Origin of the sequence: Kluyvera chengduensis, from assembly GCF_044197065.1 — a bacterium.
Lineage (GTDB): Bacteria > Pseudomonadota > Gammaproteobacteria > Enterobacterales > Enterobacteriaceae > Kluyvera > Kluyvera ascorbata_C.
The window spans coordinates 122,376-145,362 of record NZ_JBIQOI010000005.1; the positions used below are offsets into that span (position 1 = coordinate 122,376).

Sequence of the window (22,987 nt, forward strand, 5' to 3'; positions counted from 1 at the left end):
AGCACTGCATGAACTATATCCAGCAACCGCAAGCGATTGAGAGCAAAAGCTTCGAGATAATCAGCGAGATTATCGCTGAAACGCGCCCGACGTATCGTTTTGCCAGCCCGCTGCACGAAGCGATTATCAAACGGGTGATCCACACCACCGCCGACTTCGAGTGGCTGGATATTCTGTGGTTTTCTCCGGATGCATTAACCCGCCTGTGCGACGCGCTGAGCCGCCCATGCACGCTCTACACCGACACCACCATGGCGCTCTCCGGCATCAATAAAAACCTGCTGGCGACCTTCGGCGGCGAGTGCCGCTGCTACATCAGCGACCCGCGCGTGGTGCGCGAGGCCAAAGCGCAGGGCATTACCCGCTCGATGGCGGCGGTGGACATTGCGGCGAAAGAAGAGGGCGACAAGGTGTTCGTCTTTGGCAATGCGCCAACCGCGCTGTTTCGCCTGATGGAGCATAAAGATCTGCAAGTTGGCGGGGTGATTGGCGTGCCGGTCGGCTTCGTTGGTGCGGCAGAATCCAAAGAGGCGCTGAGCAAAAGCGGCCTGCCGGGCATTGCCGCGCTGGGGCGTAAAGGCGGCAGCAACGTCGCGGCGGCGATCGTCAACGCTATTCTCTACCACCTGCAGGGGGCGCGATGAGCGAACCCGCCTTCGACGCCCCGGTGTGGCATAACGGCAAAGCGCTGCGCAAAGGCTACACCACCGGCTCCAGCGCTACGGCGGCGGCGAAAGTCGCCGCGCTGATGGTGATGCGCCAGCACCTGATTCACCAGGTCTCGATTGTCACGCCGTCGGGCGTGACGCTGAACCTGAACGTTGAATCCCCGCACGTCGAAGGCCAGCAGGGGATCGCCGCCATCCGTAAAGACGGCGGCGATGACATCGATGCCACCCACGGAATGCTGATTTTTGCCCGCGTCACCGTCAACGACAGCGGCGAGATTACCCTGCGCGGCGGCGAGGGCGTTGGCACCGTTACCCGCAAAGGCATCGGGCTGCCCATCGGCAGCGCGGCGATCAACCGCACCCCGCGTCACACCATTGAAACCGCCGTTCGTGAGGCCATCGGTCCGGCGCGCGGCGCAGAGGTGGAAATTTTTGCCCCAGAGGGCGAAGCGCGGGCGAAGAAAACCTATAACTCGCGGCTGGGCATTCTGGGCGGCATTTCGATTATTGGCACCACCGGCATCGTGACGCCGATGTCGGAAGAGAGCTGGAAGCGCTCGCTGGCGCTGGAGCTGGAAATGAAGCGTGCCGCCGGGCTCGAGCGCGTGGTGCTGGTGCCGGGCAACCACGGCGAGCGCTTCGTGCGCGAGCAGATGGGCATTGACTCGCAGGTGGTGGTCACCATGAGCAACTTCGTCGGCTACATGATTGAAGAGTCGGTGCGCCTTGGCTTCCGCCAGGTTGTGCTGATCGGCCACCCCGGCAAGCTGGTCAAAATCGCCGCCGGAATTTTCCATACCCACAGCCATATCGCAGACGGGCGCATGGAGACGCTGGTGGCTCATCTGGCGCTGCTCGGTGCGCCGCTTGAGTTACTGACCCTGGTAAGCGAGTGCGACACCACCGAAGCCGCCATGGAGCACATCGACGCTTACGGCTTCCAGAAAATCTACAACCACCTGGCCGAACGCATCTGTCAGCGCGTGCTGGAGCGGCTGCGCTTCACGCAAAACCCGCCCCTCTGCGATGCCATCCTGTTCGCCTTTGATAACCAGACTCTCGGCAGCAACCGCCCGGTCAGTGAGATCGTAAGGGACATGCAATGTTAACCGTCGTCGGAATGGGCCCGGCGGGCGTACAGCTGATGACGCCGCTGGCCGCAGACGCAGTAAAGCAGGCCGATGCGCTGGTTGGCGGCGTGCGCCATCTGGCGCAGTTTCCGGCGTTTGGTGGCGAACGCTGCGCGCTGGGCGCCAATATTGCCCAGGTGCTGGCGTGGATTGAGGCGCGGCAGGCGCAAAACGTGGTGGTGCTGGCCTCCGGCGACCCGCTGTTTTACGGCATCGGTACGCGGCTTATCGCCCATTTTGGCCGTGAAAACGTGCGGGTGATCCCCGGCGTCAGCGCCGTGCAGTACCTGTGCGCGCAGGCGGGCATTGATATGAACGACATGTGGCTGACCAGCAGCCACGGGCGCGAGGTGGATTTCGACCTGCTGGCGAGCCACCGCAAGGTGGCGATGGTGACCGACAAACGCTGCGGCCCGAAAGCCATCGCTGCGGCGCTGGTGGCGCGCGGCAAAGGGCATCGCTGGATGGTCATTGGCGAGAACCTGGCGCAGGACAACGAACGTATCCACTGGCTGCCGGTCAGCGCGGTGGAGAGCGACTATGAGATGAACACGGTGGTGATCCTCGATGAAAGATGAGCTGTTTTTACGCGGCGAAAAAGTGCCGATGACCAAAGAGGCGGTACGCGCGCTGGCGCTGGCGAAGCTGGAGCTGCACCGGGCATGCCACCTGATTGATATCGGGGCCGGAACCGGCAGCGTCTGTATTGAGGCGGCGCTGCAAAACCCGGCGCTTACCGTTACCGCCGTTGAGCGCAACCCGGCGGCGCTGCGCCTGCTGGCGGAGAACTGCCAGCGCTTTGCCTGCGACAATATCAATGTTGTCGCGGCCGAAGCGCCGGACGTTATCGTCGAGCCCGCCGACGCCATCTTTATGGGCGGCAGCGGCGGCCATCTGCGCGCGCTGATTGACTGGTCGTTGCATCATCTTCGCCCCGGCGGACGGCTGGTGATGACCTTTATTTTGCAGGAGAACCTGCATGAGGCGCTGGACCATCTGCGCCTGGCAAACGTTGCGGCGCTGGACTGCCAGCAGTTGAGCGTTTCCGCGATGACTGCACTCGGCAGCGGTCACTACTTCAAACCGAATAATCCCGTTTTTGTTATCGCCTGTCAGAAGGAAGAACATCATGGCTGAAGCCTTTGACCCCCGCAGCGTCTGGTTTGTGGGCGCTGGCCCCGGCGACCGCGAGCTGATTACCCTGAAAGGCTACCGCCTGCTGCAACAGGCGCAGGTGGTGATTTACGCCGGTTCGCTGATTAACCCCGAACTGCTGAGCTACTGCCCGGCTGAGGCCGAGTGCCACGACAGCGCCGAGCTGCACCTTGAGCAAATCCTCGACCTGATGGAAGCGGGGGTGAAGGCCGGAAAAACGGTGGTGCGCCTGCAAACCGGCGACGTGTCGCTGTACGGCTCGGTACGCGAGCAGGGCGAAGAGCTGACCCGTCGCGGCATTAACTGGCAGGTGGTGCCGGGCGTGAGCGCGTTTCTCGGCGCGGCGGCGGAGCTGGGCGTCGAGTACACGGTGCCGGAAGTGTCGCAGAGCCTCATCATCACTCGTCTGGAAGGCCGCACCCCGGTGCCGGAGCGCGAGCAGCTGGAGTCCTTTGCCCAGCACCGTACCTCAATGGCGATTTACCTCTCCGTGCAGCGCATCAATAAAGTCGCCGAGCGACTGATTGACGGCGGCTACCCGGCGACGACGCCGGTGGCGGTGATTTACAAGGCCACTTGGCCTGAGAGCCAGACCGTACGCGGCACGCTGACGGATATCGCCGACAAGGTCCGCGACGCCGATATCCGTAAAACCGCGCTGATTCTGGTCGGTGATTTCCTCGGCGAGGAGTACCACTACTCGCGACTCTACGCGGCAGATTTTAGCCATGAATACCGCAAAGCCTGAGCGCATTGCGCTGTTCTGCCTGACCCCCGGCGGCGTGGCGCTGGCAAAACGGCTTCGCGCCGCGCTGCCAATGATCTGCTATACCCGCGAAGCGCTAGTGGAGCCGGGGTTTGAAGCGTTTGACGGCAGCTTTGCCGCCAGCGTTGGCCAGGCGTTTCACCGCGATACGGCGCTGATTTTTATCGGCGCGACCGGCATTACGGTGCGCGTTATTGCGCCGTTACTGGTGGATAAGTTCCACGACCCGGCGGTGGTGGTGATTGACGAGCGCGGTCAGCACGTGATCAGCCTGCTCTCCGGGCATATCGGCGGGGCGAATGATCTCGCCCGGCATCTGGCGGGCATTCTCGGCGTTGACCCGGTTATCACCACCGCGACAGACGTCAATGACGTGGCGGCGCTGGATACGCTGGCCTGCCAGCTCAACGCGCGGATGCACGACTTCCGTTCAGCGGTGAAAACCGTCAACCAGATGCTGGTTAGCCAGCAGCGCGTGGGGCTGTGGTGGGAGGAGTCGCTCACCCACGAGGTCAGCCGCTGCGACCAGCGCGGATTTATCACCGTGACCGACCTCAACGCGCTCCCGGCGCTGGATGCGCTGGTGTGCATCACCCTGCGCGATGCGCTGCCGGAACTGCCGTTGCCGCACTGGAAGCTGGTGCCACGGCGCATCGTGGCGGGCATCGGCTGTCGACGCGGCACGCCCTGCGCCCTGATAAGCGAGCTGCTCCATCGTCAACTTGCCGCGCATCACCTCGACCCGCTGGCGCTGAAAGCCATCGGCAGCATCGTGGTGAAGCAGGATGAGCTGGGGCTGATTCAGCTCGCCAGCAACCTTGATGTGCCGTTTGAAATCTTTAGCGTGGCCGCCCTGTGCGAACACGAACACCGTTTTCCCTCCTCGCTGTTTGTGAAGCAGACGGTCGGAGTAGGCAGCGTTTCTGGTCCGTCGGCGTGGCGGATGAGCAACGGAAATGTAGTAGGCGAGACCCTGCGTGAACAGGGCGTCACCATCACTTTGGGAGTCACTGACAGATGTTAAGCGTAATTGGAATCGGCCCTGGCTCGCAGGCCATGATGACCATGGAAGCCGTCGAGGCGCTGCAGGCGGCGGAAATCGTCGTCGGCTACAAAACCTATACCCACCTGGTGAAGGCCTTTACCGGCGACAAGCAGGTGATCAAAACCGGGATGTGCAAAGAGATTGAACGCTGCCAGGCGGCGATTGAGTTAGCGCAGGCCGGGCACAACGTGGCGCTTATCAGCAGCGGCGATGCGGGCATCTACGGCATGGCGGGGCTGGTGCTGGAGCTGGTTAGCAAACAGAAGCTGGACGTGGAAGTGCGCCTGATCCCGGGCATGACCGCCAGCATCGCGGCGGCTTCGCTGCTGGGCGCGCCGCTGATGCACGATTTCTGCCATATCAGCCTGAGCGATCTGCTCACCCCGTGGCCGGTCATTGAGAAACGCATTATCGCCGCCGGGGAAGCTGACTTTGTTATCTGCTTCTACAACCCGCGCAGCCGGGGCCGCGAAGGGCATCTGGCCCGCGCGTTTGAACTGCTTTCTGCCGTCAAAAGCGCCGATACGCCAGTGGGCGTGGTGAAATCCGCCGGGCGTAAAAAACAGGAAAAATGGCTGACTACGCTTGGCGCGATGGACTTTGAACCGGTGGATATGACCAGCCTGGTGATCGTCGGCAACAAAACCACCTACGTGCAGGACGGCCTGATGATTACGCCGCGAGGCTACGTGCTGTGAGTTTCGGCGACGTACTGGTGGTGGGCGGCACCAGCGATGCGCGTGCGCTGTGCCTGCTGCTGGATGCCGCGCAGGTGCGCTACACCGTCTCGGTGGCCACACCCACCGGCGAAGCGCTGGCGGGCGATATTCAGGGGCAGGTGCGCTGTGGCCGTCTGGAAAAATCGGAGATGGTGACCTGGCTTCGCGAACATGGCACGCGCTGGGTAATTGATGCGTCGCATCCGTATGCCGAAGCGGTCAGCCGCAACGTGCTGGATGCCTGTACGGAAGCGAGCGTGCTGCTGAGCCGCTACCAGCGCCCGGATCAACGGGATGCACTGACGCACCCTCTGCTGCACTACGTCACCAGCATTGATGAAGCCTGTGAGCGGATTAAACCGCTGGGCCAGCGCGTGCTGCTGACTACCGGCAGCAAAGACCTGGCGCTATGGCGTGCCGGGCTGGCGGAAAAAACGCTGCTGGCCCGCGTGCTGCCGGTGCCGAACGTGGTGCAGCAGTGCGCCGACCTCGGTTTTGGCGTGGGCGAGATTTTTGCTATCTGCGCGCCGTTCAGCGCCGAGTTTAACGCCGCGTTTTACCGCCATTGCCGCGCCGATGTGGTGGTGACCAAAGCCTCCGGCGCGGAAGGCGGCTATCTGGAAAAGGTGCAGCCCTGCCTGGATGCCGGGCTTCCCTGCATCGTGATTACCCGCCCGGCACCGCTGGTGTCCGGCGACGAACTACTGGAAAGTCAGTCCGCCTTTGCCGAGCGCTTAGCGCGCTGGCTGGCCGACGACAAAAGGAATCAAGCATGAAAAAAGCCCTACTGGTGGTGAGCTTCGGCACCAGCTACCACGACACCTGCGAGAAGAATATTGTCGCCTGCGAACGCGAACTGGCGGCAAGCTGCCCCGACCGTGACCTGTTTCGCGCGTTTACCTCGGGGATGATCATCCGCAAGCTCAAAGCCCGCGACGGTATTGAAACCGATACCCCGCTTGAGGCACTGCAAAAGCTCGCGGACCTCGGATACGAAGACGTAGCGGTACAGTCGCTGCATATCATCAACGGCGACGAATACGAAAAAATCGCCCGTGAAGTGCAGAGCCTGCGCCCGCTGTTCAAACGCCTGACCCTCGGCACGCCGCTGCTGAGCGGCCACGATGACTACGTGCGCCTGATGGACGCGCTCACCCAGCAGATGCCCGCGCTGAACGCCAACGAAAAGGTGGTGTTTATGGGCCACGGCGCCAGCCACCACGCCTTTGCCGCCTACGCCTGCCTCGACCATATGATGACCGCCCAGCGCTTCCCGGCGCGGGTCGGCGCGGTGGAGAGCTACCCGGAAGTGGAGGTGCTGATTGAGAGCATGAGCAAAGAGGGCGTCAGCGCCGTACACCTGATGCCGCTGATGCTGGTGGCGGGCGACCACGCTATTAACGATATGGCCTCTGACGAAGAGGACTCATGGAAAACGCTGTTTAACGCGGCGGGTATTCCGGCTACGCCGTGGCTGTGCGGGCTGGGCGAAAACCCGGTGGTGCGCGCCATGTTCGTTGAACATCTGCAACAGTCTTTGGAGGCAGCATGAGCGGCAAACTGTATGCACTGAGCACCGGGCCGGGCGCGTCTGACCTGATAACCGTGCGCGCGGCGCGCATTCTGGGCTCGCTGGATATTCTCTACGCCCCGGCAGGGCGCAAGTGCGGTGACAGCCTGGCGCTCTCCATCGTGCGTGAATACCTCGGCGAACAAACCGAAGTGCGCTGTTGTCACTTCCCGATGAGCGCCGACAGCGCTGAAAAAGAGGCGGTCTGGGACGATGTATCAGCGGCGTTGGTTCGCGAAGTGCAAGCCGGGAAGAATGTCGGCTTTATCACCCTCGGCGATGCAATGTTGTTCAGCACCTGGGTCTTTTTACTCCAGCGCATCGGCAGCCCGGAGTGGCTGGAGATTGTTCCCGGCGTGACCTCGTTTGCCGCCATTGCCGCGCGCAGCAAAACGCCGCTGGCGATGGAGCAACAGTCGCTGGCGGTGGTCGCCTGTACCGCACCGGAAGACGAGATTGAACGCGCGCTGGCGCAGCACGACAGCCTGGTATTGATGAAAGTCTACGGTCGCTTCCCGCGCATCAAAGCGCTGCTGGCAAAAGCAGGTTTATTGGATAACGCGCTGTTGATGGCCGAGGCGACGCTGCCCGGCGAGCAGTGCTGGCGGCATTTGGGCGAAGTCGCTGACGACCTGCCGTTGCCGTATTTCTCCACCATTCTGGTGAATAAACAGTGGGAGCAAGGAAAATGAAACGGGAACAACAGCTGAAGCGACTGTCGCTCAGCGGATTGGCGGCGGCGATACTGCTGCTGGTGGTGCCGCAGGAAGCCTTTGCGATGCACATCATGGAAGGATTCCTGCCGCCAATGTGGGCGCTGGCCTGGTGGCTGCTGTTTCTGCCGTGCCTGTGGTACGGGCTGGTACGCCTGCGCCGAATTGTGCAGGAGGACAGTAACCAGAAGGTGCTGCTGGCGCTGTGCGGGGCGTTTATCTTTGTGCTCTCGGCGCTAAAGATCCCGTCGGTCACCGGTAGCTGCTCGCACCCAACCGGTGTGGGGCTAGCGGTTATCCTGTTTGGGCCGGGCGTGGTGGCTATTCTCGGCGCTATCGTGCTGCTGTTCCAGGCGCTGCTGCTGGCCCACGGCGGCCTGACGACGCTCGGCGCTAACGGTATGTCGATGGCGGTAATTGGGCCTATCGTCGGCTATCTGGTGTGGAAAATGGCCTGTAAGGCTGGGTTTCGTCGCGATGTGTCGGTGTTCCTGTGTGCGATGCTGGCGGATCTGGCAACCTACTTTGTCACCTCTCTCCAGTTAGGCGTGGCTTTTCCTGACCCGCAGGCGGGCTTTGTGGGATCGAGCCTGAAATTTATGGGGATCTTCTGCCTGACGCAGGTGCCAATCGCCATTGCCGAAGGCTTGCTTACGGTGATGATCTACGACCAGTTAACCAAGCGACAGCTGATCGCCACTGAGGGACGCTAAGATGAAAAAGACATTAATCCTGCTGGCGATGGTGATTGCGCTGGTTATCCTGCCGTTCTTTATCAACCACGGCGGCGAATACGGCGGCTCTGACGATCAGGCTGAAGGGGTGATTACCGCCGTTGATCCGGGCTATGAACCGTGGTTCCACCCGCTGTATGAACCGGCGAGCGGCGAAATTGAGAGCCTGCTGTTTACCCTGCAGGGCTCTATTGGCGCAGCGGTGATCTTCTATATTCTTGGCTACTACAAGGGCCGCCAGCGCCATGATGACCGGGCTTGATAGACTGAGCTATCAGAGCCGCTGGTTTCACGTCGCGCCAGAGCGCAAGTTTCTGCTCTGGCTGCTGATGATGGTACTGGCTTTTAGCCTGCCGCCGTTGGGGCAGGCGCTGCTGATGGCGCTGACGGCAGGTTTTACCTGCTGGCTGCTGCGCATCTCGCTGTGGCGCTGGCTCCGCTGGATGGCGCTGCCGCTGGGCTTTCTGTTGGTGGGCGTGCTGACGATTATCTTTAGCATTAGCCGCGACCCGGATGCGCTGTTGGTGAGCATGCCGCTGGGGCCGTTCTCGCTCGGCATCACCGCCGCCGGGCTTGAGATGGCTAATCAGACCTTCTGGCGCAGTCTGGCGGCATTGTCCGCGACCTTCTGGCTGGTGCTGAATCTGCCGTTTCCGCAGCTTATCGTGCTGCTCAAGCGCGGGCGGGTGCCGCGTCTGTTGATCGAGCAGATCCTGCTGACCTGGCGCTTTATCTTTATCCTGCTGGATGAGGCGATGGCGATTCACCGGGCGCAGACGCTGCGCTTTGGTTATCGTAACGTTCGTCTGGGCTATCGCTCGCTGGCGATGCTGGTCAGTCTACTGTTTACGCGCGTGTTAATCCGCTATCAGCAGATGAGTACCGTACTGGATATCAAACTGTATCAGGGTGATTTTCACCTCTAAGGAACGCCATGCTGGCTACCACTGACCTCTGGTTTCGCTACCAGGATGCGCCGATCCTGAAAGGGCTGACGCTGGACTTCTCGCGCCACGCCGTCACCGGGCTGGTGGGGGCCAACGGCTGCGGGAAATCGACGCTGTTTATGAACCTCAGCGGGCTGCTGCGTCCGCAGCAGGGGGCAGTGCTGTGGCAGGGCAAGCCACTGGACTACAGCAAGCGCGGGCTGCTGGCGCTGCGCCAGCAGGTAGCGACCGTCTTTCAGGACCCGGACCAGCAGATTTTCTACACCGATATTGATAGCGATATTGCCTTCAGCCTGCGTAATCTCGGCGTGGCGGAGGATGAGATTGCTCACCGGGTAGACGATGCGCTGACGCTGGTCGATGCCCAGCATTTTCGCCAGCAGCCGATTCAGTGCCTGAGTCACGGGCAGAAAAAACGGGTGGCGATTGCCAGCGCGCTGGTCTTGCAGGCGCGCTACCTGCTGCTGGACGAACCCACTGCCGGGCTGGACCCTTCCGGGCGCGCGCAGATGATTGATATCATCAGGCGCATCGTGGCGCAGGGCAATCATGTGGTGATTTCCAGCCACGATATTGATTTAATTTATGAAGTTAGCGACGCGGTGTACGTGCTGCGCCACGGCGAAGTGCTGGCCGAGGGTGAGCCGGGCGACGTGTTTGCCCGTACCGCGTTGATTGAACAAGCGGGGCTGAGCCAGCCGTGGCTGGTGAAGCTGCATGCCGAGCTGGGGCTGCCGCTGTGTAAAACCGAGGCGGAGTTTTTCCGTCAAATGCGTGAACGAGGAAATCGATGACCCAGGCCATTATGCTGCAAGGCACCGCCTCTGATGTTGGCAAAAGTATGCTGGTGGCGGGGCTGTGCCGCATTTTTTATCAGGATGGCCTGCACACCGCGCCGTTTAAATCGCAGAATATGGCGCTTAACTCCGGCATTACCCCGGACGGCAAGGAGATGGGCCGCGCGCAGATTTTTCAGGCCGAAGCGGCGGGCATTGCGCCGGACGTGCGGATGAACCCGATTCTGCTCAAGCCAACCAGCGACCGCAAAGCGCAGATTGTGCTGATGGGCGAGGTGGCAACCAGCATGGATGCCGTCAGCTATCACGACTACAAGCCGCGGCTGCGCGAGCAGATTATGACGGTGTACCAGAGCCTGGCGAACGAGTTTGACGTGCTGGTGCTGGAAGGGGCGGGCAGCCCAGCGGAAATTAACCTGCGCGACCGCGATATCGTCAATATGGGCATGGCCGAGATGGCGCAGTGCCCGGTGATTCTGGTGGCCGATATCGATCGCGGCGGCGTGTTTGCTTCTATCTACGGCACGCTGGCGTTGTTGCACGAGCACGAACGGGCGCGGGTGAAAGGGGTGATTATCAATAAGTTTCGCGGCGATGTCTCGCTGCTGCACTCCGGCATTGAACAGATTGAAGCGCTGACTCACGTGCCGGTGCTGGGCGTGATGCCGTGGTTGGAGGTTGACCTGGAAGATGAGGACGGCGTGGCGCTGCAAAAGGGCAAATACCGCCACGCGGGGGCCTATGAGATTGACGTGGCGGTGGTGCAATTGCCGCATATCTCCAACTTCACCGACTTTAACGCGCTGGCGGCCCAGCCGGACGTGCGGGTGCGCTACGTGCGCCATGCGCAAGACTTGTCCGGCGCGGATCTGATTATTCTGCCGGGCAGCAAAAACACGCTGGGCGATCTGCTGTGGTTACAGGATAGCGGGCTGGCGCATGGGATTTTACTGGCACAGCGTCAGGGCGTGCCGGTGCTGGGTATCTGCGGCGGCTATCAGATGCTGGGCGATACGCTGATCGATGACGTTGAGTCAGGGTTGGGGACGCTGCCCGGTTTAGGGCTGCTGAACGTGGTGACGCGCTTTGCGCCGACGAAAACCACCACGCAAGCCACCGCCACGCTCGGCGATGCACTGCCGGGCTGGCTGGCGTCGGTTTCCGCTCTGCCGCTGCGCGGCTATGAAATTCATATGGGCGAGACGGCTCAGCAGGGCGACTGCCGTGCGCTGATGCAGCTGTGCAAAAACGGCCAGTACAGCGCGGATGGCGCGGTCAGTGAGGACGGGTTGGTCTTTGGCACCTATCTTCACGGGCTGTTTGATAGCGATGAATTTACCCGTACGCTGGTCAATGGCCTACGTGAGCGTAAAGGACTGGCGGCGCTGGATAATGATTTTCACTATGCGCGCTATAAGACGCAGCAGTTTGATATTCTGGCGGCATCAATGCGCCAGCATATTGATATTGAAAAGATTTATACGATTATGCGCGAGCATAAAGAAGCGTAATTTGTGGGAGTGCGCCATTCGAAATGGGTGGCGTAGATTAGCGGCGAGGGCTGAACGACAGGCAAAAAAAAACACCCATATGGGTGTCATTTTAATTGGTTGCGGGGGCCGGATTTGAACCGACGACCTTCGGGTTATGAGCCCGACGAGCTACCAGGCTGCTCCACCCCGCGTCCGTCTTTACTCTTCATCGAGTAAACTTGCATCAGATTTTAATTGGTTGCGGGGGCCGGATTTGAACCGACGACCTTCGGGTTATGAGCCCGACGAGCTACCAGGCTGCTCCACCCCGCGTCCGTCATTACTCTTCCATCGAGTAACGTTACTGCTTCTGATTTTAATTGGTTGCGGGGGCCAGATTTGAACTGACGACCTTCGGGTTATGAGCCCGACGAGCTACCAGGCTGCTCCACCCCGCGTCCGTGGATGCGCACTATACTCTGCTCAGCATTTGTTGCAACCATTTTTGTGGCAAATCACTCATTTTTTTATAACTTGTGCGTATATGGCGCAATTTGCGTTTTTTTTGTGCGAATTGGTAACTGGGCTTCGCGTTCGCATTTCAATACCCCTGGGGGTTTGTTATCTTCACCGGGCACTTTCGAAAATGCGGAATACAAAACACTATGAAAGGACGTTGGGCCAAATATGTGGCAACGGGCGCACTGCTGGCAATGCTGGCCGCCTGTTCGTCAAAACCGACCGATCGCGGTCAACAGTATAAAGACGGGAAACTCACCCAGCCTTTCTCACTCGTGAATCAACCTGATGCCGTCGGCGCGCCAATCAATGCGGGCGACTTTGCGCAGCAGTTAAATGAGATTCGTAACGCCTCTCCGCGCCTGTACGGCAACCAGAGCAACCTTTATAGCGCCGTGCAGCAGTGGCTGATGGCCGGTGGCGACACCCGCACCATGCGCCAGTACGGCATTGATGCCTGGCAGATGGAAGGGACCGACAACTACGGTAACGTGCAGTTTACCGGTTACTACACGCCGGTTGTGCAGGCACGCCATACGCGCCAGGGCGAATTCCAGTACCCTATCTACCGTATGCCGCCTAAACGCGGCAAGCTGCCGTCCCGCGCCAGTATTTATGCCGGTGGGCTGAGCGATAACTACATACTGGCCTACAGTAATTCGCTGATGGATAACTTCATCATGGACGTGCAGGGCAGCGGCTATATTGATTTCGGTGATGGTTCTCCGCTGAACTTCTTTAGCTACGCCGGCAAAAACGGCTGGGCGTATAAAAGCATCGGCAAGGTGCTTATCGATCGCGGCGAAGTGAAGCGCGAAGATATGTCGATGCAGGCGATCCGCCACTGGGGCGAAACCCACAGCGAAGCGGAAGTCCGCGAGCTGCTGGAGCAGAACCCGTCATTCGTCTTCTTTAAACCGCAGTCGTTTGCGCCGGTAAAAGGCGCTAGCGCCGTGCCGCTGATTGGCCGCGCTTCTGTGGCGTCTGACCGCAGCATCATTCCGCCGGGCACCACGCTGCTGGCTGAAGTGCCGCAGCTCGATAACAACGGTAAGTTTAACGGCCAGTACGAGCTGCGCCTGATGGTGGCGCTGGACGTCGGCGGCGCGATTAAAGGCCAGCACTTCGACATCTATCAGGGCATTGGCCCGGATGCCGGGCATCGTGCGGGCTGGTATAATCACTACGGCCGCGTATGGGTGCTGAAGACTGCATCCAACGGCGGGAATGTGTTTAGCGGCTAGTTGCCGGATGGCGCTTCGCTTATCCGGCCTACATGATTGAGTAGGCCTGATAAGGCGTAGCCGCCATCAGGCAGTCATATCGCGCGATCTTTATGAATTTGAGGTTTTATGTCTGTGGTTATCAGTGACGCCTGGCGCCAGCGTTTTGGCGGCACGGCACGTTTGTACGGTGAAAAAGCGCTGCAGGTCTTTGCTGACGCGCACGTGTGCGTGGTTGGTATTGGCGGCGTAGGCAGTTGGGCGGCGGAAGCGCTGGCGCGTACCGGCATCGGTGCGATTACGCTTATCGACATGGATGACGTGTGCGTCACCAACACCAACCGTCAGATCCACGCGCTTGGCGGCAACGTCGGGCTGGCGAAAGCGGAAGTGATGGCCGAGCGTATCCGTCAGATAAACCCCGAGTGCCGCGTCACCGTGGTGGACGATTTCGTCACGCCGGATAACGTCGCCGAGTACATGGGCGCAGGTTACAGTTATGTGGTGGATGCTATCGACAGCATTCGCCCGAAAGCTGCGCTGATTGCCTACTGCCGTCGCTATAAAGTCCCGCTGATTACCACCGGCGGCGCGGGCGGGCAGATTGACCCAACGCAAATTCAGGTAAGCGATCTGGCGAAAACCATTCAGGACCCGCTAGCGGCGAAGCTGCGCGAGCGGCTGAAAAGCGATTTTGGCGTGGTGAAGAACAGCAAAGGTAAGCTCGGCGTTGACTGCGTGTTCTCAACCGAGGCGCTGGTGTATCCGCAGGCGGACGGTTCGGTCTGTGCCATGAAAAGCACGGCGGAAGGGCCGAAGCGCATGGACTGTGCCGCTGGATTCGGCGCGGCGACCATGGTCACCGCCACCTTTGGCTTCGTGGCGGTTTCCCATGCGCTGAAGAAAATGCTCGCAAAAGCGGAGCGTCAGGCCAGCGTCTGACGCGCGGCTTCCCTCATCGCCTCGCCGAGGGCCGTCAGGCCCTGGCTGCGCGAGGCGCTCAGTTGACCGCGCAGCCCCAGTTCATCGAACAGGTTGAGCGGATCGTCTGCCAGAATCTCTGCCGGCTGTTTACCTTCCGCAGCCGTCAGCAGCACGGCCAGCAGGCCGCGTACAATCCTTCCTTCGCTATCGCCAAAGAAGTGCAGCGCCCCGTCAGGAGTCTGGGTATAGCCCAGCCAGACGCGGTTTTCGCAGCCGGGAATTTCGCGCGCCTGCGCTTTAAGTTCGTCCGACAGTGCCGGAAGCTGTTTTCCTAATAGGATCAACTGGCGGTATTTCTCTTCCCACTGCGAAAGCGCCGCAAATTGTTTTCGTAACGTTTCAGGCGTTACGGTGGTGCCGAACGGGTGTCCGGCGAGTGAAGGCGTCGTCATTAATCCACCAGAAGTTCGAGCGCACGATCGACCGCGCTGACCAGCGCGTGTACATCGTCCTGAGTGTTATAAGGAGCAAACGAGGCGCGTAGCGTACCGCTTACGCCCATCGCCGCCAGCAGTGGCTGAGCGCAGTGTTGACCGGCACGCAGCGCAATGCCGTATTCCGCCAGCAGCGTCACCATATCGCTGTGGTGAACACCTTTAAAATCAAAAGCTAATAGACTGGAATCCTGGCAGCGGAAGGAGCGGAAGCCAGGTCGTTTTGCCAGCTCTTCTTCGGCAAGCGTCGCCAGACCCCGGCTCCAGGATTCAGCCTGTACCATGTCGATATCGGACAGCCACTCCAGCGCCGCGCTAAGGCCAATCACCCCGGCAACGTTTGGCGTACCGGCCTCCAGGCGATAGGGAACCGGCTGAGTGGTGAAACCATCGAAGGTCACTTCGCTAATCATCTTGCCGCCGCCGAGCCACGGCGTCATGGCGTCGAGCAGCTCGCTTTTGCCGTACAGCGCGCCGATGCCGGTTGGCCCGTAAAGCTTATGGCCGGAGAAGGCGTAAAAGTCGATATCCAGCGCCTGCACGTCCGCCGGGAAGTGGACGGCGCCCTGTGCGCCATCGACCATCACCACCATATCCGCCTGATGGGCGAGGGTGATTGCGCGGGACAGATTCGGGCAGCCGCCGGTGACGTTGGACATTTGCCCCAGCGCCAGAATGCGGCTGCGTGGGGTAATCAACTCCGTAAGTTGTTCAACATCGGGCAGGCGGTCAGCGCCCAGCGGTAGCCGAACAATCTTCGCGCCGGTCTGTTCGGCCACCATCAGCCACGGCACCAGGTTGGCGTGGTGCTCGGCGACGCTGACGATGATTTCATCGCCCGGCTGCAGGCGCGGGCGCGCATAGCACTGAGCTACCATGTTGATGGCTTCGGTGGTGCCGCGCGTCCAGACGATATCCTTGCCGCTCGGCGCATTGAGCCAACCGGCGACCTGGTCGCGGGCGGCTTCATAGCGCGCGGTCAGGCGCTGCGCTTCGGCAAACTGGCTGCGGTGGACGTTACCCGCGCTCAGCGAGTAGAAATTTGTGGTCGCCTCAATAACCGCCTGCGGCTTTAACGCGGTGGCGGCGCTATCAAGGTACACCCCGGCATCATGCAGGGCAGGAAACTGGGTGCGAAACTGCGCGGGAGAGAAGACGTTCATGGGATTCCTCATATCAATAAGGAGATCGTCGCGCAAAATGTGCGTTGTGACAAGGCTTGTGCTCAAGGTGGGAAAGTTCTGGAAATTCAGACGAAGCGACGACAGTGTCTTATGCTGTTAAGTGTTGGGGAGAAATTAATCCCTGTTGTTAATCTTGTACTGAATAGCATAAGTCGCTTTAAGGAGAAGAAGATGAAAAAGACTGCCGCCATTATCTCTGCTTGTATGTTCACTTTCGCGTTAAGCGCCTGCGCTGGACCTAACTACGTGATACACACCAATGATGGCCGGAGCATCGTTTCTGAGGGTAAACCGCAGACGGATAACGATACCGGATTGATTTCGTATAAAGATGCGAACGGTGTGAAACAGCAGATTAACCACAGCGAAGTGAAAGAGATGGTTGCGCTGGAGAAATAAAGTCGCGATCGTCCAGACAAAAAAAAGCACCGCAATAAGGCGGTGCTACATTAATCACTATGGACAGACAGGGTAAATGTACAGGAAGTGAAAAAGGGTAGCCTTGCTACCGTGATCTGAATTGCAGACCAATTGCAAACACAACAACACAACATCACAACCGTAAGCCAAAAGCCCTTCAGAACACGCATTCCAAAAAAAGCTTCTCGTTCCGGCTCAGGAAGTGCCGCCATGATAGGTATTTGCTGGTAGAAGCTCAACGGACAAATTATAATGGCTCAGATAAAAAAAACTAATAGGTTAACCATTGTTTCCTATTTGTTAAAATCAATTAACAATTGAGTTCTGGGACCATGTCAAAGCGTTTGCCACCTCTTAATGCATTACGTGTATTTGATGCAGCTGCACGCCATTTAAGCTTCACTCGTGCGGCCGACGAGCTTTTTGTGACGCAGGCCGCAGTAAGCCACCAAATCAAGTCTCTTGAGGATTTTCTGGGGTTGAAGCTGTTCCGGCGGCGCAACCGTTCTCTGCTTTTGACCGAAGAAGGGCAGAGCTATTTTCAGGATATCAAAGAGATCTTTTCGCAATTAACGGAGGCAACGCGTAAACTACAGGCACGGAGCGCGAAAGGGGCGTTAACCGTCAGTTTATTGCCCAGTTTTGCCATTCAGTGGCTGGTGCCGCGTCTCTCAAGCTTTAACTCAGCTTATCCGGGAATTGATGTCAGAATCCAGGCCGTAGACCGTCAGGAAGATAAGCTGGCGGACGATGTCGACGTGGCGATTTTTTATGGCCGCGGCAACTGGCCGGGGCTGCGTGTGGAAAAACTGTACGCCGAGTATCTGCTCCCCGTCTGTTCCCCGCTGCTGCTGACCGGTGATAAAGCGTTAAAAACGCCCGCTGACCTGGCAAAACACACGCTGCTGCACGATGCTTCCCGCCGCGACTGGCAAACGTATACGCGCCAGCTGGGGCTCACTCACATCAACGTACAACAGGGACCGATCTTCAGCCATAGCGCCATGGTGCTACAGGCTGCCATCCACGGACAGGGGGTTGCGCTCGCGAATAACGTGATGGCGCAGTCGGAAATTGAGGCAGGCCGTCTGGTGTGCCCGTTTAATGATGTTCTGGTCAGTAAGAATGCGTTTTATCTGGTTTGTCATGACAGTCAGGCTGAACTGGGTAAAATAGCGGCCTTTCGTCAGTGGATTCTGGCGAAAGCGGCGAATGAACAAGAGACGTTCCGTTTCCGTTACGAACAATAAATGAATTTAGGGTAATACCATGACCAGCCGTTTTATGCTGATTTTTGCCGCAATCAGTGGCTTTATCTTTGTCGCACTGGGCGCGTTTGGCGCGCACGTGCTGAGTAAATCGTTGGGCGTTGTCGAAATGGGTTGGATCCAGACCGGTCTGGAATATCAGGCATTTCACACGTTGGCGATTTTCGGACTGGCGGTCGCGATGCAGCGCCGCATTAGTATCTGGTTCTACTGGAGCAGCGTATTTCTGGCGCTGGGTACCGTGATGTTCAGCGGTAGCCTGTACTGCCTGGCGCTCTCTCATTTACGCCTGTGGGCGTATGTTACCCCGGTGGGCGGCGTCAGCTTCCTTGCCGGTTGGGTTTTGATGTTGATTGGTGCCATTCGACTTAAGCGTAAGGGTGTTGTTCATGAATAAGGTTGTGCTGTATTGCCGCCCTGGGTTTGAGAAAGAGTGTGCTGCGGAAATTACCGATAAAGCCGGTCGCCGCGAAGTGTTTGGCTTTGCGCGCGTCAAAGATGACTCGGGCTATGTGATTTTTGAATGCTATCAGGACGGCGATGCCGATAAGCTTGCCCGTGAACTGCCATTCAGTTCATTAGTGTTTGCCCGTCAGATGATTGTGGTCGGAGAGCTGTTAAAACATTTACCGGCAGAAGATCGCGTGACGCCCGTTGTTGGGATGTTACAAGGCGTCGTGGAAAAGGGCGGCGATCTGCGTGTGGAAGTGGCGGACACCAACGAAAGCAAAGAGCTGCTGAAGTTCTGCCGTAAGTTCACCGTGCCGCTGCGCGCTGCGCTGCGTGAAGCTAACGTGCTGGCGTCGTACGAGACCACCAAGCGTCCGGTGGTGCACGTGTTCTTTATCGCGCCGGGCTGCTGCTATACCGGGTACTCCTATAGCAACAACAACTCGCCGTTCTACATGGGGATTCCGCGCCTGAAGTTCCCGGCAGATGCCCCAAGCCGCTCAACGCTGAAGCTGGAAGAGGCGTTCCACGTCTTTATTCCTGCCGACGAGTGGGACGAGCGTCTGGCTAACGGTATGTATGCGGTCGATCTGGGCGCGTGCCCTGGCGGCTGGACCTATCAGCTGGTGAAACGCAACATGTGGGTTTCCTCCGTGGATAACGGCCCGATGGCGCAAAGCCTGATGGACACCGGCCAGGTAACCTGGCTGCGTGAAGATGGTTTCCGCTATCGCCCAACCCGCAACAACATCTCGTGGATGGTGTGCGATATGGTGGAGCGTCCGGCGAAGGTTGCCGCGCTGATGGCTGAATGGTTGGTTAACGGCTGGTGCCGTGAGACTATTTTTAACCTGAAGCTGCCAATGAAAAAGCGTTATGAAGAGCTGTCGAATAACCTCGCGTATATCCAGGAAAAATTGGATGAGCACGGGATTAATGCGCAGATTCAGGCGCGTCAACTGTACCACGACCGTGAAGAAGTAACCGTTCACATTCGCCGTCTGTGGGCTGCCGTTGGTGGTCGTCTCGACGAGCGTTAATAACGCATAACCCGGTCAAATGTGATTTGTAGGCCGGATAAGGCTTTGCCTTATCCGGCCTACGTCATTACGCTATCGATTAAGCCTGAGCTGCTGTAAATTCCCATCGATATGCAAATCCGTATCCAGCCGCGCGATATCCCTGCATAAAAACGCCATCTCTCGGTGCTCGACCAGCTTCTTGCGCCACTTCTCTGGTACATCATCCAGATGTTCATACAGCGCTTCCAGCGTCGGGAACTGCGTTAACAGCTGCGTGGCGCTCTTCGGGCCAATACCCGCAACGCCCGGCACCTTCGAGCTGCTGATCCCTGCAAGCCCCCAGTAGTCCGGTAGCTGATGCGGCTGGACGCCGAACTCTTTTTCGATAAACGGCACGTCGAGCCAGCGCTTCTGGAAATAGTCACGAATGCGCAGGTTGGGCGAGAGCAGCTGGCAGTAGCCTTTGTCGGTGGAGACGATGGTGGCCTGATGGCCTGCGCCAGCGACTTTCACTGCCAGCGTTGCCGCCAAATCATCGGCTTCGTTACCGCTGGATACCCAGCAGCGAACGCCGCGCAGTTCGAAAGCGGCGCGCAGCGCGGGCATCTCGGCGTGCAGGTCGTCCGGCATCGGTGGGCGGCCCGCTTTGTAGTCAGGAAGGCGCTGGTGACGCCAGCCGCTATTGCGCGCCTCATCGTCAAACACCGCCACCGCGTGAGTCGGCTGGCTATGGGCAATCAGCAGATCCAGCGCGTGCTGGCAGGTTTCCACACAAGGGGAGCCCTGAACGGCATGAATACGGCGTATCAGGTTGAGTGCATCAACAATCAGCAAATGGACGGCCACAGGTGTTCTCCCTAACGATTTGAGCGACAAGGGTAACATTCACGGCAGAGTGAGGCTATTGGCGGGGGATAAAACGGGAAGAAGCCTCGCAAAACTGCACGAGGCCTCTGGGGGATAACGTTAGTCGCAGGCGACCACTTTCATCGCCAGGCCGCCGCGAGAGGTTTCGCGATACTTGGCGTTCATGTCTTTACCGGTTTCGTACATGGTCTCGATAACCTTATCGAGGCAGACGCGCGGTTCGCTGGTACGGCGCAGCGCCATACGGGCGGCGTTTACCGCTTTGACTGAAGCAATGGCGTTACGCTCGATGCACGGTACCTGTACCTGGCCGGCAACCGGGTCGCAGGTCAGACCGAGGTTATGTTCCATACCGATTTCCGCAGCGATGCATACCTGCGCAGGGCTTGCGCCCAGCAGTTCAGCCAGACCGGCTGCTGCCATCGAGCAGGCCACGCCGACTTCCCCCTGGCAGCCGACTTCGGCACCGGAGATAGAGGCGTTCATCTTGTACAGTGAGCCAATCGCGCTTGCGACCAGCATGTAGCGCGCCAGCGAGTTGGCGTTCACTTCGCGGATAAACTTGTCGTAGTACGCCAGCACCGCAGGAACAATACCGCAGGCGCCGTTGGTCGGTGCCGTTACCACGCGGCCACCGGCGGCGTTTTCTTCGTTAACGGCCAGCGCGAACATGTTGATCCAGTCAACCACCGCCATCGGGTCGCTGCTGATTTTATCCTGGCTCACCAGCATACGGCGCAGCGCCGCGGCACGGCGCGGAACGCGCAGTTTGCCCGGCAGGACGCCTTCAGTGGTGGTGCCGTGTTCGATACCGCCCTTCATCACTGCCCAAACGTCAGCGAAGTGCTTTTCCAGCGCTTCTTTGCTGTGCAGCGCGAGTTCGTTTTGCATCATCAGGCCGGAGAGCGACAGCCCGGTTTCGTTGCAGTGACGCTGTAAATCGGCGGCGTTTTTGTACGGGTAAGGTACAGCCACCGGCGCGTCAGTCTGCTGACCGAAGTGCTCTTCATCGACGATAAAGCCACCGCCGATGGAATAATAGGTTTTGCTGTAAACGGCTTTGTCGCCCGCCAATGCGGTAATGCGCATACCGTTTTCATGCAGAGAGAGGTTGTCGGCATGGAAGTTCATGCACTGGTCAACCGGGAACTCCACTTCGTGCTGACCGTTGGCAAGCATCAGGCGACCGTGGGTGTTCACATCCTGGATAAACGCCGGGATAGATTCGATATCGACCGTATCAGGCAGATTTCCTGCCAGACCCATAATGATGGCGATATCGGTATGGTGACCTTTACCGGTCAGAGAGAGTGAGCCGTAAACATCGACGACTACGCGAGTAATATCATTGAGGATCCCACGCGCAATCAAGTCGTCCGTGAACTGTTTGCCTGCTTTCATTGGCCCCACGGTGTGTGAGCTGGAAGGACCAATGCCGATTTTGAAAATATCGAATACGCTAATCATGAGGCGTCCCTATGGTATTGAAGTGCGTCGCCCTGAGGGGCGGCGCAGGGTGATTAACTAAACAGAGAGTAGGAGATAGCGGAGATAGCGATGAGACCCATCAGGACAACGAAGACGTTGCTGATGTGACCGCTGTACTTACGCATTGCCGGTACTTTCTGAATGGCATACATCGGCATCAGGAACAGAATCATCGCGATGATTGGGCCGCCCAGGGTTTCAATCATGCCCAGGATGCTTGGGTTCAGGGTTGCCACGATCCAGGTGGTAATCAGCATGAACAGCGCAGTGATTTTGTTCAGTTTGTTGATTTCGATGGTTTTGCCTTTGCTACGCAGAGACTTAATAACCATACCGTTAAAGCCTTCACGTGCGCCCAGGTAGTGGCCCAGGAAGGATTTGGTGATAGCGATAATCGCGATAATCGGTGCCATCCAGGCGATAACCGGCGCGTTAAAGTGGTTCGCCAGGTAAGACAAGATGGAGATGTTCTGCTCTTTTGCCGCTGCCAGGTCCGCTGGGGACAGGCTCAGTACGCAGCTGAAGACGAAGAACATAACGGTCAGCACCATCATCACGTGGGCACGTGCCAGGATAGAGGAGCATTTTTTCTCTGCGCCCTGGCCGTATTCTTCACGCTTCGCTACCGCGAAGGAGGAGATGATTGGTGAGTGGTTGAAGGAGAACACCATTACCGGGATTGCCAGCCACAGGGTCATCCACAGGCCGTTGCCGGTAGAGGCTGCGCTGCTGAAGGACAGGGTTTCCAGCGCTGCGCCGCTCCACTGTGGGATCAGGTACAGAGCCAGCACCATCAGGGCTGCGACAAACGGGAACACCAGGATGCTCATCGCTTTAACAATCATCTGCTCACCGAAGCGAACGATGGTCATCATGCCGACGATCAGAATCAGCGACAGCAGCGCGCGCGGTGGCGGCGTGATGTGCAACTGGTGAGCCAGGAAGCTTTCAACGGTGTTGGTGATAGCCACGCTGTAAACCAGCAGGATTGGGTATATAGCGAAGAAGTAGAGCAGGGTAATCAGTTTACCTGCGCCGATACCGAAGTGTTCTTCAACCACTTCAGTGATGTCTTCGCCCGGGTTTTTACCGGACAGCACGAAGCGGGTCAGGCCGCGGTGTGCGAAGAAGGTCATTGGGAAAGCAAGGATAGCCATGATGATAAGCGGGATCATGCCGCCAACGCCGGCATTGATTGGCAGGAACAGTACGCCCGCGCCAATTGCGGTGCCGTAAAGACCCAGCATCCACATTGTATCTGTTTTGCGCCATCCGCTAGCAGATTCTGCTGTGACGATAGTGCTGGTTTGAGTGTTTTCCATCTGTATCTCCTGGAGGAAGGAAAATGCTAATTTTTTAGTCAAATAAAATAAAAAGAACGATAAAACCAATATTAAATTTTATAAGTA

Annotated in this window: 26 protein-coding genes and 3 tRNA genes; 21 read left to right on the forward strand and 8 right to left on the reverse strand. The window is 58.6% G+C overall.

Going from position 1 to position 22,987, the window contains the following annotated elements; translation table 11 throughout:
* Positions 1-8: 8 nt before the first annotated feature.
* Genes ACH1XZ_RS14700 through ACH1XZ_RS14770 form a run of 15 tightly spaced genes read left to right on the forward strand, consistent with a single transcriptional unit; the run spans position 9 to position 11,758 of the window.
* Positions 9-644: a cobalt-precorrin-8 methylmutase gene (locus tag ACH1XZ_RS14700; RefSeq protein WP_395596145.1), complete on the forward strand. Its 636-nt coding sequence runs from the start codon at positions 9-11 to the stop codon at positions 642-644.
* Positions 641-1,780, forward strand: a complete 1,140-nt coding sequence (gene cbiD, locus ACH1XZ_RS14705; protein ID WP_395596146.1) for a cobalt-precorrin-5B (C(1))-methyltransferase CbiD — start codon at positions 641-643, stop codon at positions 1,778-1,780. Before ACH1XZ_RS14700 ends, cbiD begins: the two co-directional genes overlap by 4 nt.
* Positions 1,774-2,379 (forward strand): cobalt-precorrin-7 (C(5))-methyltransferase, encoded by a 606-nt coding sequence (locus tag ACH1XZ_RS14710; RefSeq protein ID WP_395596147.1) that lies wholly within the window; start codon positions 1,774-1,776, stop codon positions 2,377-2,379. The genes cbiD and ACH1XZ_RS14710 overlap by 7 nt, the downstream gene beginning before the upstream one ends.
* Positions 2,369-2,938, forward strand: coding sequence for a decarboxylating cobalt-precorrin-6B (C(15))-methyltransferase (locus ACH1XZ_RS14715; RefSeq protein ID WP_395596148.1), 570 nt, complete (start codon positions 2,369-2,371; stop codon positions 2,936-2,938). The genes ACH1XZ_RS14710 and ACH1XZ_RS14715 overlap by 11 nt, the downstream gene beginning before the upstream one ends.
* Complete coding sequence (locus ACH1XZ_RS14720) at positions 2,931-3,704, forward strand: cobalt-precorrin-4 methyltransferase (protein ID WP_395596149.1); 774 nt, start codon at positions 2,931-2,933, stop codon at positions 3,702-3,704. The genes ACH1XZ_RS14715 and ACH1XZ_RS14720 overlap by 8 nt, the downstream gene beginning before the upstream one ends.
* A complete protein-coding gene (gene cbiG / locus ACH1XZ_RS14725; RefSeq protein ID WP_395596150.1) occupies positions 3,685-4,746 on the forward strand; it encodes a cobalt-precorrin 5A hydrolase in 1,062 nt (353 codons plus the stop codon). The genes ACH1XZ_RS14720 and cbiG overlap by 20 nt, the downstream gene beginning before the upstream one ends.
* Positions 4,740-5,465, forward strand: coding sequence for a precorrin-3B C(17)-methyltransferase (locus tag ACH1XZ_RS14730; RefSeq protein WP_065358106.1), 726 nt, complete (start codon positions 4,740-4,742; stop codon positions 5,463-5,465). Before cbiG ends, ACH1XZ_RS14730 begins: the two co-directional genes overlap by 7 nt.
* The gene (locus ACH1XZ_RS14735) at positions 5,462-6,262 is read left to right on the forward strand and encodes a cobalt-precorrin-6A reductase (protein WP_395596151.1); all 801 of its coding nucleotides are present in this window, start codon (positions 5,462-5,464) and stop codon (positions 6,260-6,262) included. The genes ACH1XZ_RS14730 and ACH1XZ_RS14735 overlap by 4 nt, the downstream gene beginning before the upstream one ends.
* Complete coding sequence (cbiK, locus tag ACH1XZ_RS14740) at positions 6,259-7,038, forward strand: sirohydrochlorin cobaltochelatase (protein WP_395596152.1); 780 nt, start codon at positions 6,259-6,261, stop codon at positions 7,036-7,038. The genes ACH1XZ_RS14735 and cbiK overlap by 4 nt, the downstream gene beginning before the upstream one ends.
* Positions 7,035-7,748, forward strand: coding sequence for a cobalt-factor II C(20)-methyltransferase (locus tag ACH1XZ_RS14745; protein WP_395596153.1), 714 nt, complete (start codon positions 7,035-7,037; stop codon positions 7,746-7,748). Before cbiK ends, ACH1XZ_RS14745 begins: the two co-directional genes overlap by 4 nt.
* Positions 7,745-8,482 carry a cobalt ECF transporter S component CbiM gene (gene cbiM / locus ACH1XZ_RS14750; protein WP_395596154.1) on the forward strand — a complete coding sequence of 246 codons (738 nt, stop codon included), beginning with the start codon at positions 7,745-7,747 and terminating at the stop codon, positions 8,480-8,482. Before ACH1XZ_RS14745 ends, cbiM begins: the two co-directional genes overlap by 4 nt.
* A gap of 1 nt (position 8,483) precedes the next feature.
* Entirely contained in the window at positions 8,484-8,765 is a 282-nt protein-coding gene (locus ACH1XZ_RS14755; protein ID WP_395596155.1) for an energy-coupling factor ABC transporter substrate-binding protein, read from the forward strand.
* Positions 8,752-9,429: an energy-coupling factor ABC transporter transmembrane protein gene (locus ACH1XZ_RS14760; protein WP_395596284.1), complete on the forward strand. Its 678-nt coding sequence runs from the start codon at positions 8,752-8,754 to the stop codon at positions 9,427-9,429. The genes ACH1XZ_RS14755 and ACH1XZ_RS14760 overlap by 14 nt, the downstream gene beginning before the upstream one ends.
* Before the next feature lie 8 nt (positions 9,430-9,437).
* Entirely contained in the window at positions 9,438-10,244 is an 807-nt protein-coding gene (locus tag ACH1XZ_RS14765) for an energy-coupling factor ABC transporter ATP-binding protein (RefSeq protein ID WP_395596156.1), read from the forward strand.
* Positions 10,241-11,758 (forward strand): cobyric acid synthase, encoded by a 1,518-nt coding sequence (locus tag ACH1XZ_RS14770; RefSeq protein WP_395596157.1) that lies wholly within the window; start codon positions 10,241-10,243, stop codon positions 11,756-11,758. Before ACH1XZ_RS14765 ends, ACH1XZ_RS14770 begins: the two co-directional genes overlap by 4 nt.
* 96 nt (positions 11,759-11,854) lie before the next feature.
* On the opposite strand, the gene ACH1XZ_RS14775 is transcribed toward ACH1XZ_RS14770, so the two are convergent.
* The 3 genes from ACH1XZ_RS14775 to ACH1XZ_RS14785 form a co-directional block, all read right to left on the reverse strand.
* A tRNA-Met gene (locus ACH1XZ_RS14775) sits at positions 11,855-11,931 on the reverse strand.
* Positions 11,932-11,975: 44 nt separating this feature from the next.
* Positions 11,976-12,052 (reverse strand) — tRNA-Met (locus tag ACH1XZ_RS14780).
* A gap of 48 nt (positions 12,053-12,100) precedes the next feature.
* Positions 12,101-12,177, reverse strand: a tRNA-Met gene (locus tag ACH1XZ_RS14785).
* Positions 12,178-12,384: 207 nt separating this feature from the next.
* On the opposite strand from ACH1XZ_RS14785, the gene mltA reads away from it, so the two are divergent.
* Together mltA and tcdA are read left to right on the forward strand one after the other, a co-directional pair.
* Positions 12,385-13,482, forward strand: coding sequence for a murein transglycosylase A (gene mltA, locus ACH1XZ_RS14790; protein WP_395596158.1), 1,098 nt, complete (start codon positions 12,385-12,387; stop codon positions 13,480-13,482).
* Positions 13,483-13,590: 108 nt separating this feature from the next.
* Positions 13,591-14,403 (forward strand): tRNA cyclic N6-threonylcarbamoyladenosine(37) synthase TcdA, encoded by an 813-nt coding sequence (tcdA, locus tag ACH1XZ_RS14795; protein ID WP_395596159.1) that lies wholly within the window; start codon positions 13,591-13,593, stop codon positions 14,401-14,403.
* Here the strand turns inward: tcdA and csdE are convergent.
* A complete protein-coding gene (csdE, locus tag ACH1XZ_RS14800) occupies positions 14,388-14,837 on the reverse strand; it encodes a cysteine desulfurase sulfur acceptor subunit CsdE (protein WP_395596160.1) in 450 nt (149 codons plus the stop codon). The two genes, tcdA and csdE, sit on opposite strands and share 16 nt — an antisense overlap.
* Entirely contained in the window at positions 14,837-16,042 is a 1,206-nt protein-coding gene (gene csdA, locus ACH1XZ_RS14805; protein ID WP_395596161.1) for a cysteine desulfurase CsdA, read from the reverse strand. The genes csdE and csdA overlap by 1 nt, the downstream gene beginning before the upstream one ends.
* A gap of 192 nt (positions 16,043-16,234) precedes the next feature.
* Here csdA and ACH1XZ_RS14810 point away from each other — a divergent pair, with 192 nt between their 5' ends.
* From ACH1XZ_RS14810 to rlmM, 4 genes are all read left to right on the forward strand, one after another.
* Positions 16,235-16,462, forward strand: coding sequence for a YgdI/YgdR family lipoprotein (locus ACH1XZ_RS14810; protein WP_395596162.1), 228 nt, complete (start codon positions 16,235-16,237; stop codon positions 16,460-16,462).
* 353 nt (positions 16,463-16,815) lie between these two features.
* Positions 16,816-17,733: a glycine cleavage system transcriptional regulator GcvA gene (gene gcvA, locus ACH1XZ_RS14815; protein ID WP_395596163.1), complete on the forward strand. Its 918-nt coding sequence runs from the start codon at positions 16,816-16,818 to the stop codon at positions 17,731-17,733.
* Between the two features lie 19 nt (positions 17,734-17,752).
* On the forward strand, positions 17,753-18,148 hold the full coding sequence (locus tag ACH1XZ_RS14820) for a DUF423 domain-containing protein (protein WP_123650616.1): 396 nt from the start codon (positions 17,753-17,755) through the stop codon (positions 18,146-18,148).
* Positions 18,141-19,241: a 23S rRNA (cytidine(2498)-2'-O)-methyltransferase RlmM gene (gene rlmM / locus ACH1XZ_RS14825; RefSeq protein WP_395596164.1), complete on the forward strand. Its 1,101-nt coding sequence runs from the start codon at positions 18,141-18,143 to the stop codon at positions 19,239-19,241. The genes ACH1XZ_RS14820 and rlmM overlap by 8 nt, the downstream gene beginning before the upstream one ends.
* A 72-nt stretch (positions 19,242-19,313) precedes the next feature.
* Here the strand turns inward: rlmM and xni are convergent, their stop codons facing one another.
* From xni to ACH1XZ_RS14840, 3 genes are all read right to left on the reverse strand, one after another.
* Positions 19,314-20,069, reverse strand: a complete 756-nt coding sequence (gene xni / locus ACH1XZ_RS14830; RefSeq protein ID WP_395596165.1) for a flap endonuclease Xni — start codon at positions 20,067-20,069, stop codon at positions 19,314-19,316.
* Between the two features lie 120 nt (positions 20,070-20,189).
* Complete coding sequence (locus tag ACH1XZ_RS14835) at positions 20,190-21,557, reverse strand: L-serine ammonia-lyase (protein WP_395596166.1); 1,368 nt, start codon at positions 21,555-21,557, stop codon at positions 20,190-20,192.
* Positions 21,558-21,610: 53 nt separating this feature from the next.
* Positions 21,611-22,900, reverse strand: a complete 1,290-nt coding sequence (locus ACH1XZ_RS14840; protein WP_035892829.1) for an HAAAP family serine/threonine permease — start codon at positions 22,898-22,900, stop codon at positions 21,611-21,613.
* Positions 22,901-22,987 lie beyond the last annotated feature (87 nt).

Bases quoted from the DNA above. Each gene is read 5' to 3' on its own strand.
- ACH1XZ_RS14700 (WP_395596145.1), top strand. From the start codon at position 9: ATGAACTATATCCAGCAACCGCAAGCGATTGAGAGCAAAAGCTTCGAG.
- cbiD (WP_395596146.1), top strand. From the start codon at position 641: ATGAGCGAACCCGCCTTCGACGCCCCGGTGTGGCATAACGGCAAAGCG.
- ACH1XZ_RS14710 (WP_395596147.1), top strand. From the start codon at position 1,774: ATGTTAACCGTCGTCGGAATGGGCCCGGCGGGCGTACAGCTGATGACG.
- ACH1XZ_RS14715 (WP_395596148.1), top strand. From the start codon at position 2,369: ATGAAAGATGAGCTGTTTTTACGCGGCGAAAAAGTGCCGATGACCAAA.
- ACH1XZ_RS14720 (WP_395596149.1), top strand. From the start codon at position 2,931: ATGGCTGAAGCCTTTGACCCCCGCAGCGTCTGGTTTGTGGGCGCTGGC.
- cbiG (WP_395596150.1), top strand. From the start codon at position 3,685: ATGAATACCGCAAAGCCTGAGCGCATTGCGCTGTTCTGCCTGACCCCC.
- ACH1XZ_RS14730 (WP_065358106.1), top strand. From the start codon at position 4,740: ATGTTAAGCGTAATTGGAATCGGCCCTGGCTCGCAGGCCATGATGACC.
- cbiK (WP_395596152.1), top strand. From the start codon at position 6,259: ATGAAAAAAGCCCTACTGGTGGTGAGCTTCGGCACCAGCTACCACGAC.
- ACH1XZ_RS14745 (WP_395596153.1), top strand. From the start codon at position 7,035: ATGAGCGGCAAACTGTATGCACTGAGCACCGGGCCGGGCGCGTCTGAC.
- cbiM (WP_395596154.1), top strand. From the start codon at position 7,745: ATGAAACGGGAACAACAGCTGAAGCGACTGTCGCTCAGCGGATTGGCG.
- ACH1XZ_RS14755 (WP_395596155.1), top strand. From the start codon at position 8,484: ATGAAAAAGACATTAATCCTGCTGGCGATGGTGATTGCGCTGGTTATC.
- ACH1XZ_RS14760 (WP_395596284.1), top strand. From the start codon at position 8,752: ATGACCGGGCTTGATAGACTGAGCTATCAGAGCCGCTGGTTTCACGTC.
- ACH1XZ_RS14765 (WP_395596156.1), top strand. From the start codon at position 9,438: ATGCTGGCTACCACTGACCTCTGGTTTCGCTACCAGGATGCGCCGATC.
- ACH1XZ_RS14770 (WP_395596157.1), top strand. From the start codon at position 10,241: ATGACCCAGGCCATTATGCTGCAAGGCACCGCCTCTGATGTTGGCAAA.
- mltA (WP_395596158.1), top strand. From the start codon at position 12,385: ATGAAAGGACGTTGGGCCAAATATGTGGCAACGGGCGCACTGCTGGCA.
- tcdA (WP_395596159.1), top strand. From the start codon at position 13,591: ATGTCTGTGGTTATCAGTGACGCCTGGCGCCAGCGTTTTGGCGGCACG.
- csdE (WP_395596160.1), bottom strand. From the start codon at position 14,837: ATGACGACGCCTTCACTCGCCGGACACCCGTTCGGCACCACCGTAACG.
- csdA (WP_395596161.1), bottom strand. From the start codon at position 16,042: ATGAACGTCTTCTCTCCCGCGCAGTTTCGCACCCAGTTTCCTGCCCTG.
- ACH1XZ_RS14810 (WP_395596162.1), top strand. From the start codon at position 16,235: ATGAAAAAGACTGCCGCCATTATCTCTGCTTGTATGTTCACTTTCGCG.
- gcvA (WP_395596163.1), top strand. From the start codon at position 16,816: ATGTCAAAGCGTTTGCCACCTCTTAATGCATTACGTGTATTTGATGCA.
- ACH1XZ_RS14820 (WP_123650616.1), top strand. From the start codon at position 17,753: ATGACCAGCCGTTTTATGCTGATTTTTGCCGCAATCAGTGGCTTTATC.
- rlmM (WP_395596164.1), top strand. From the start codon at position 18,141: ATGAATAAGGTTGTGCTGTATTGCCGCCCTGGGTTTGAGAAAGAGTGT.
- ACH1XZ_RS14835 (WP_395596166.1), bottom strand. From the start codon at position 21,557: ATGATTAGCGTATTCGATATTTTCAAAATCGGCATTGGTCCTTCCAGC.
- ACH1XZ_RS14840 (WP_035892829.1), bottom strand. From the start codon at position 22,900: ATGGAAAACACTCAAACCAGCACTATCGTCACAGCAGAATCTGCTAGC.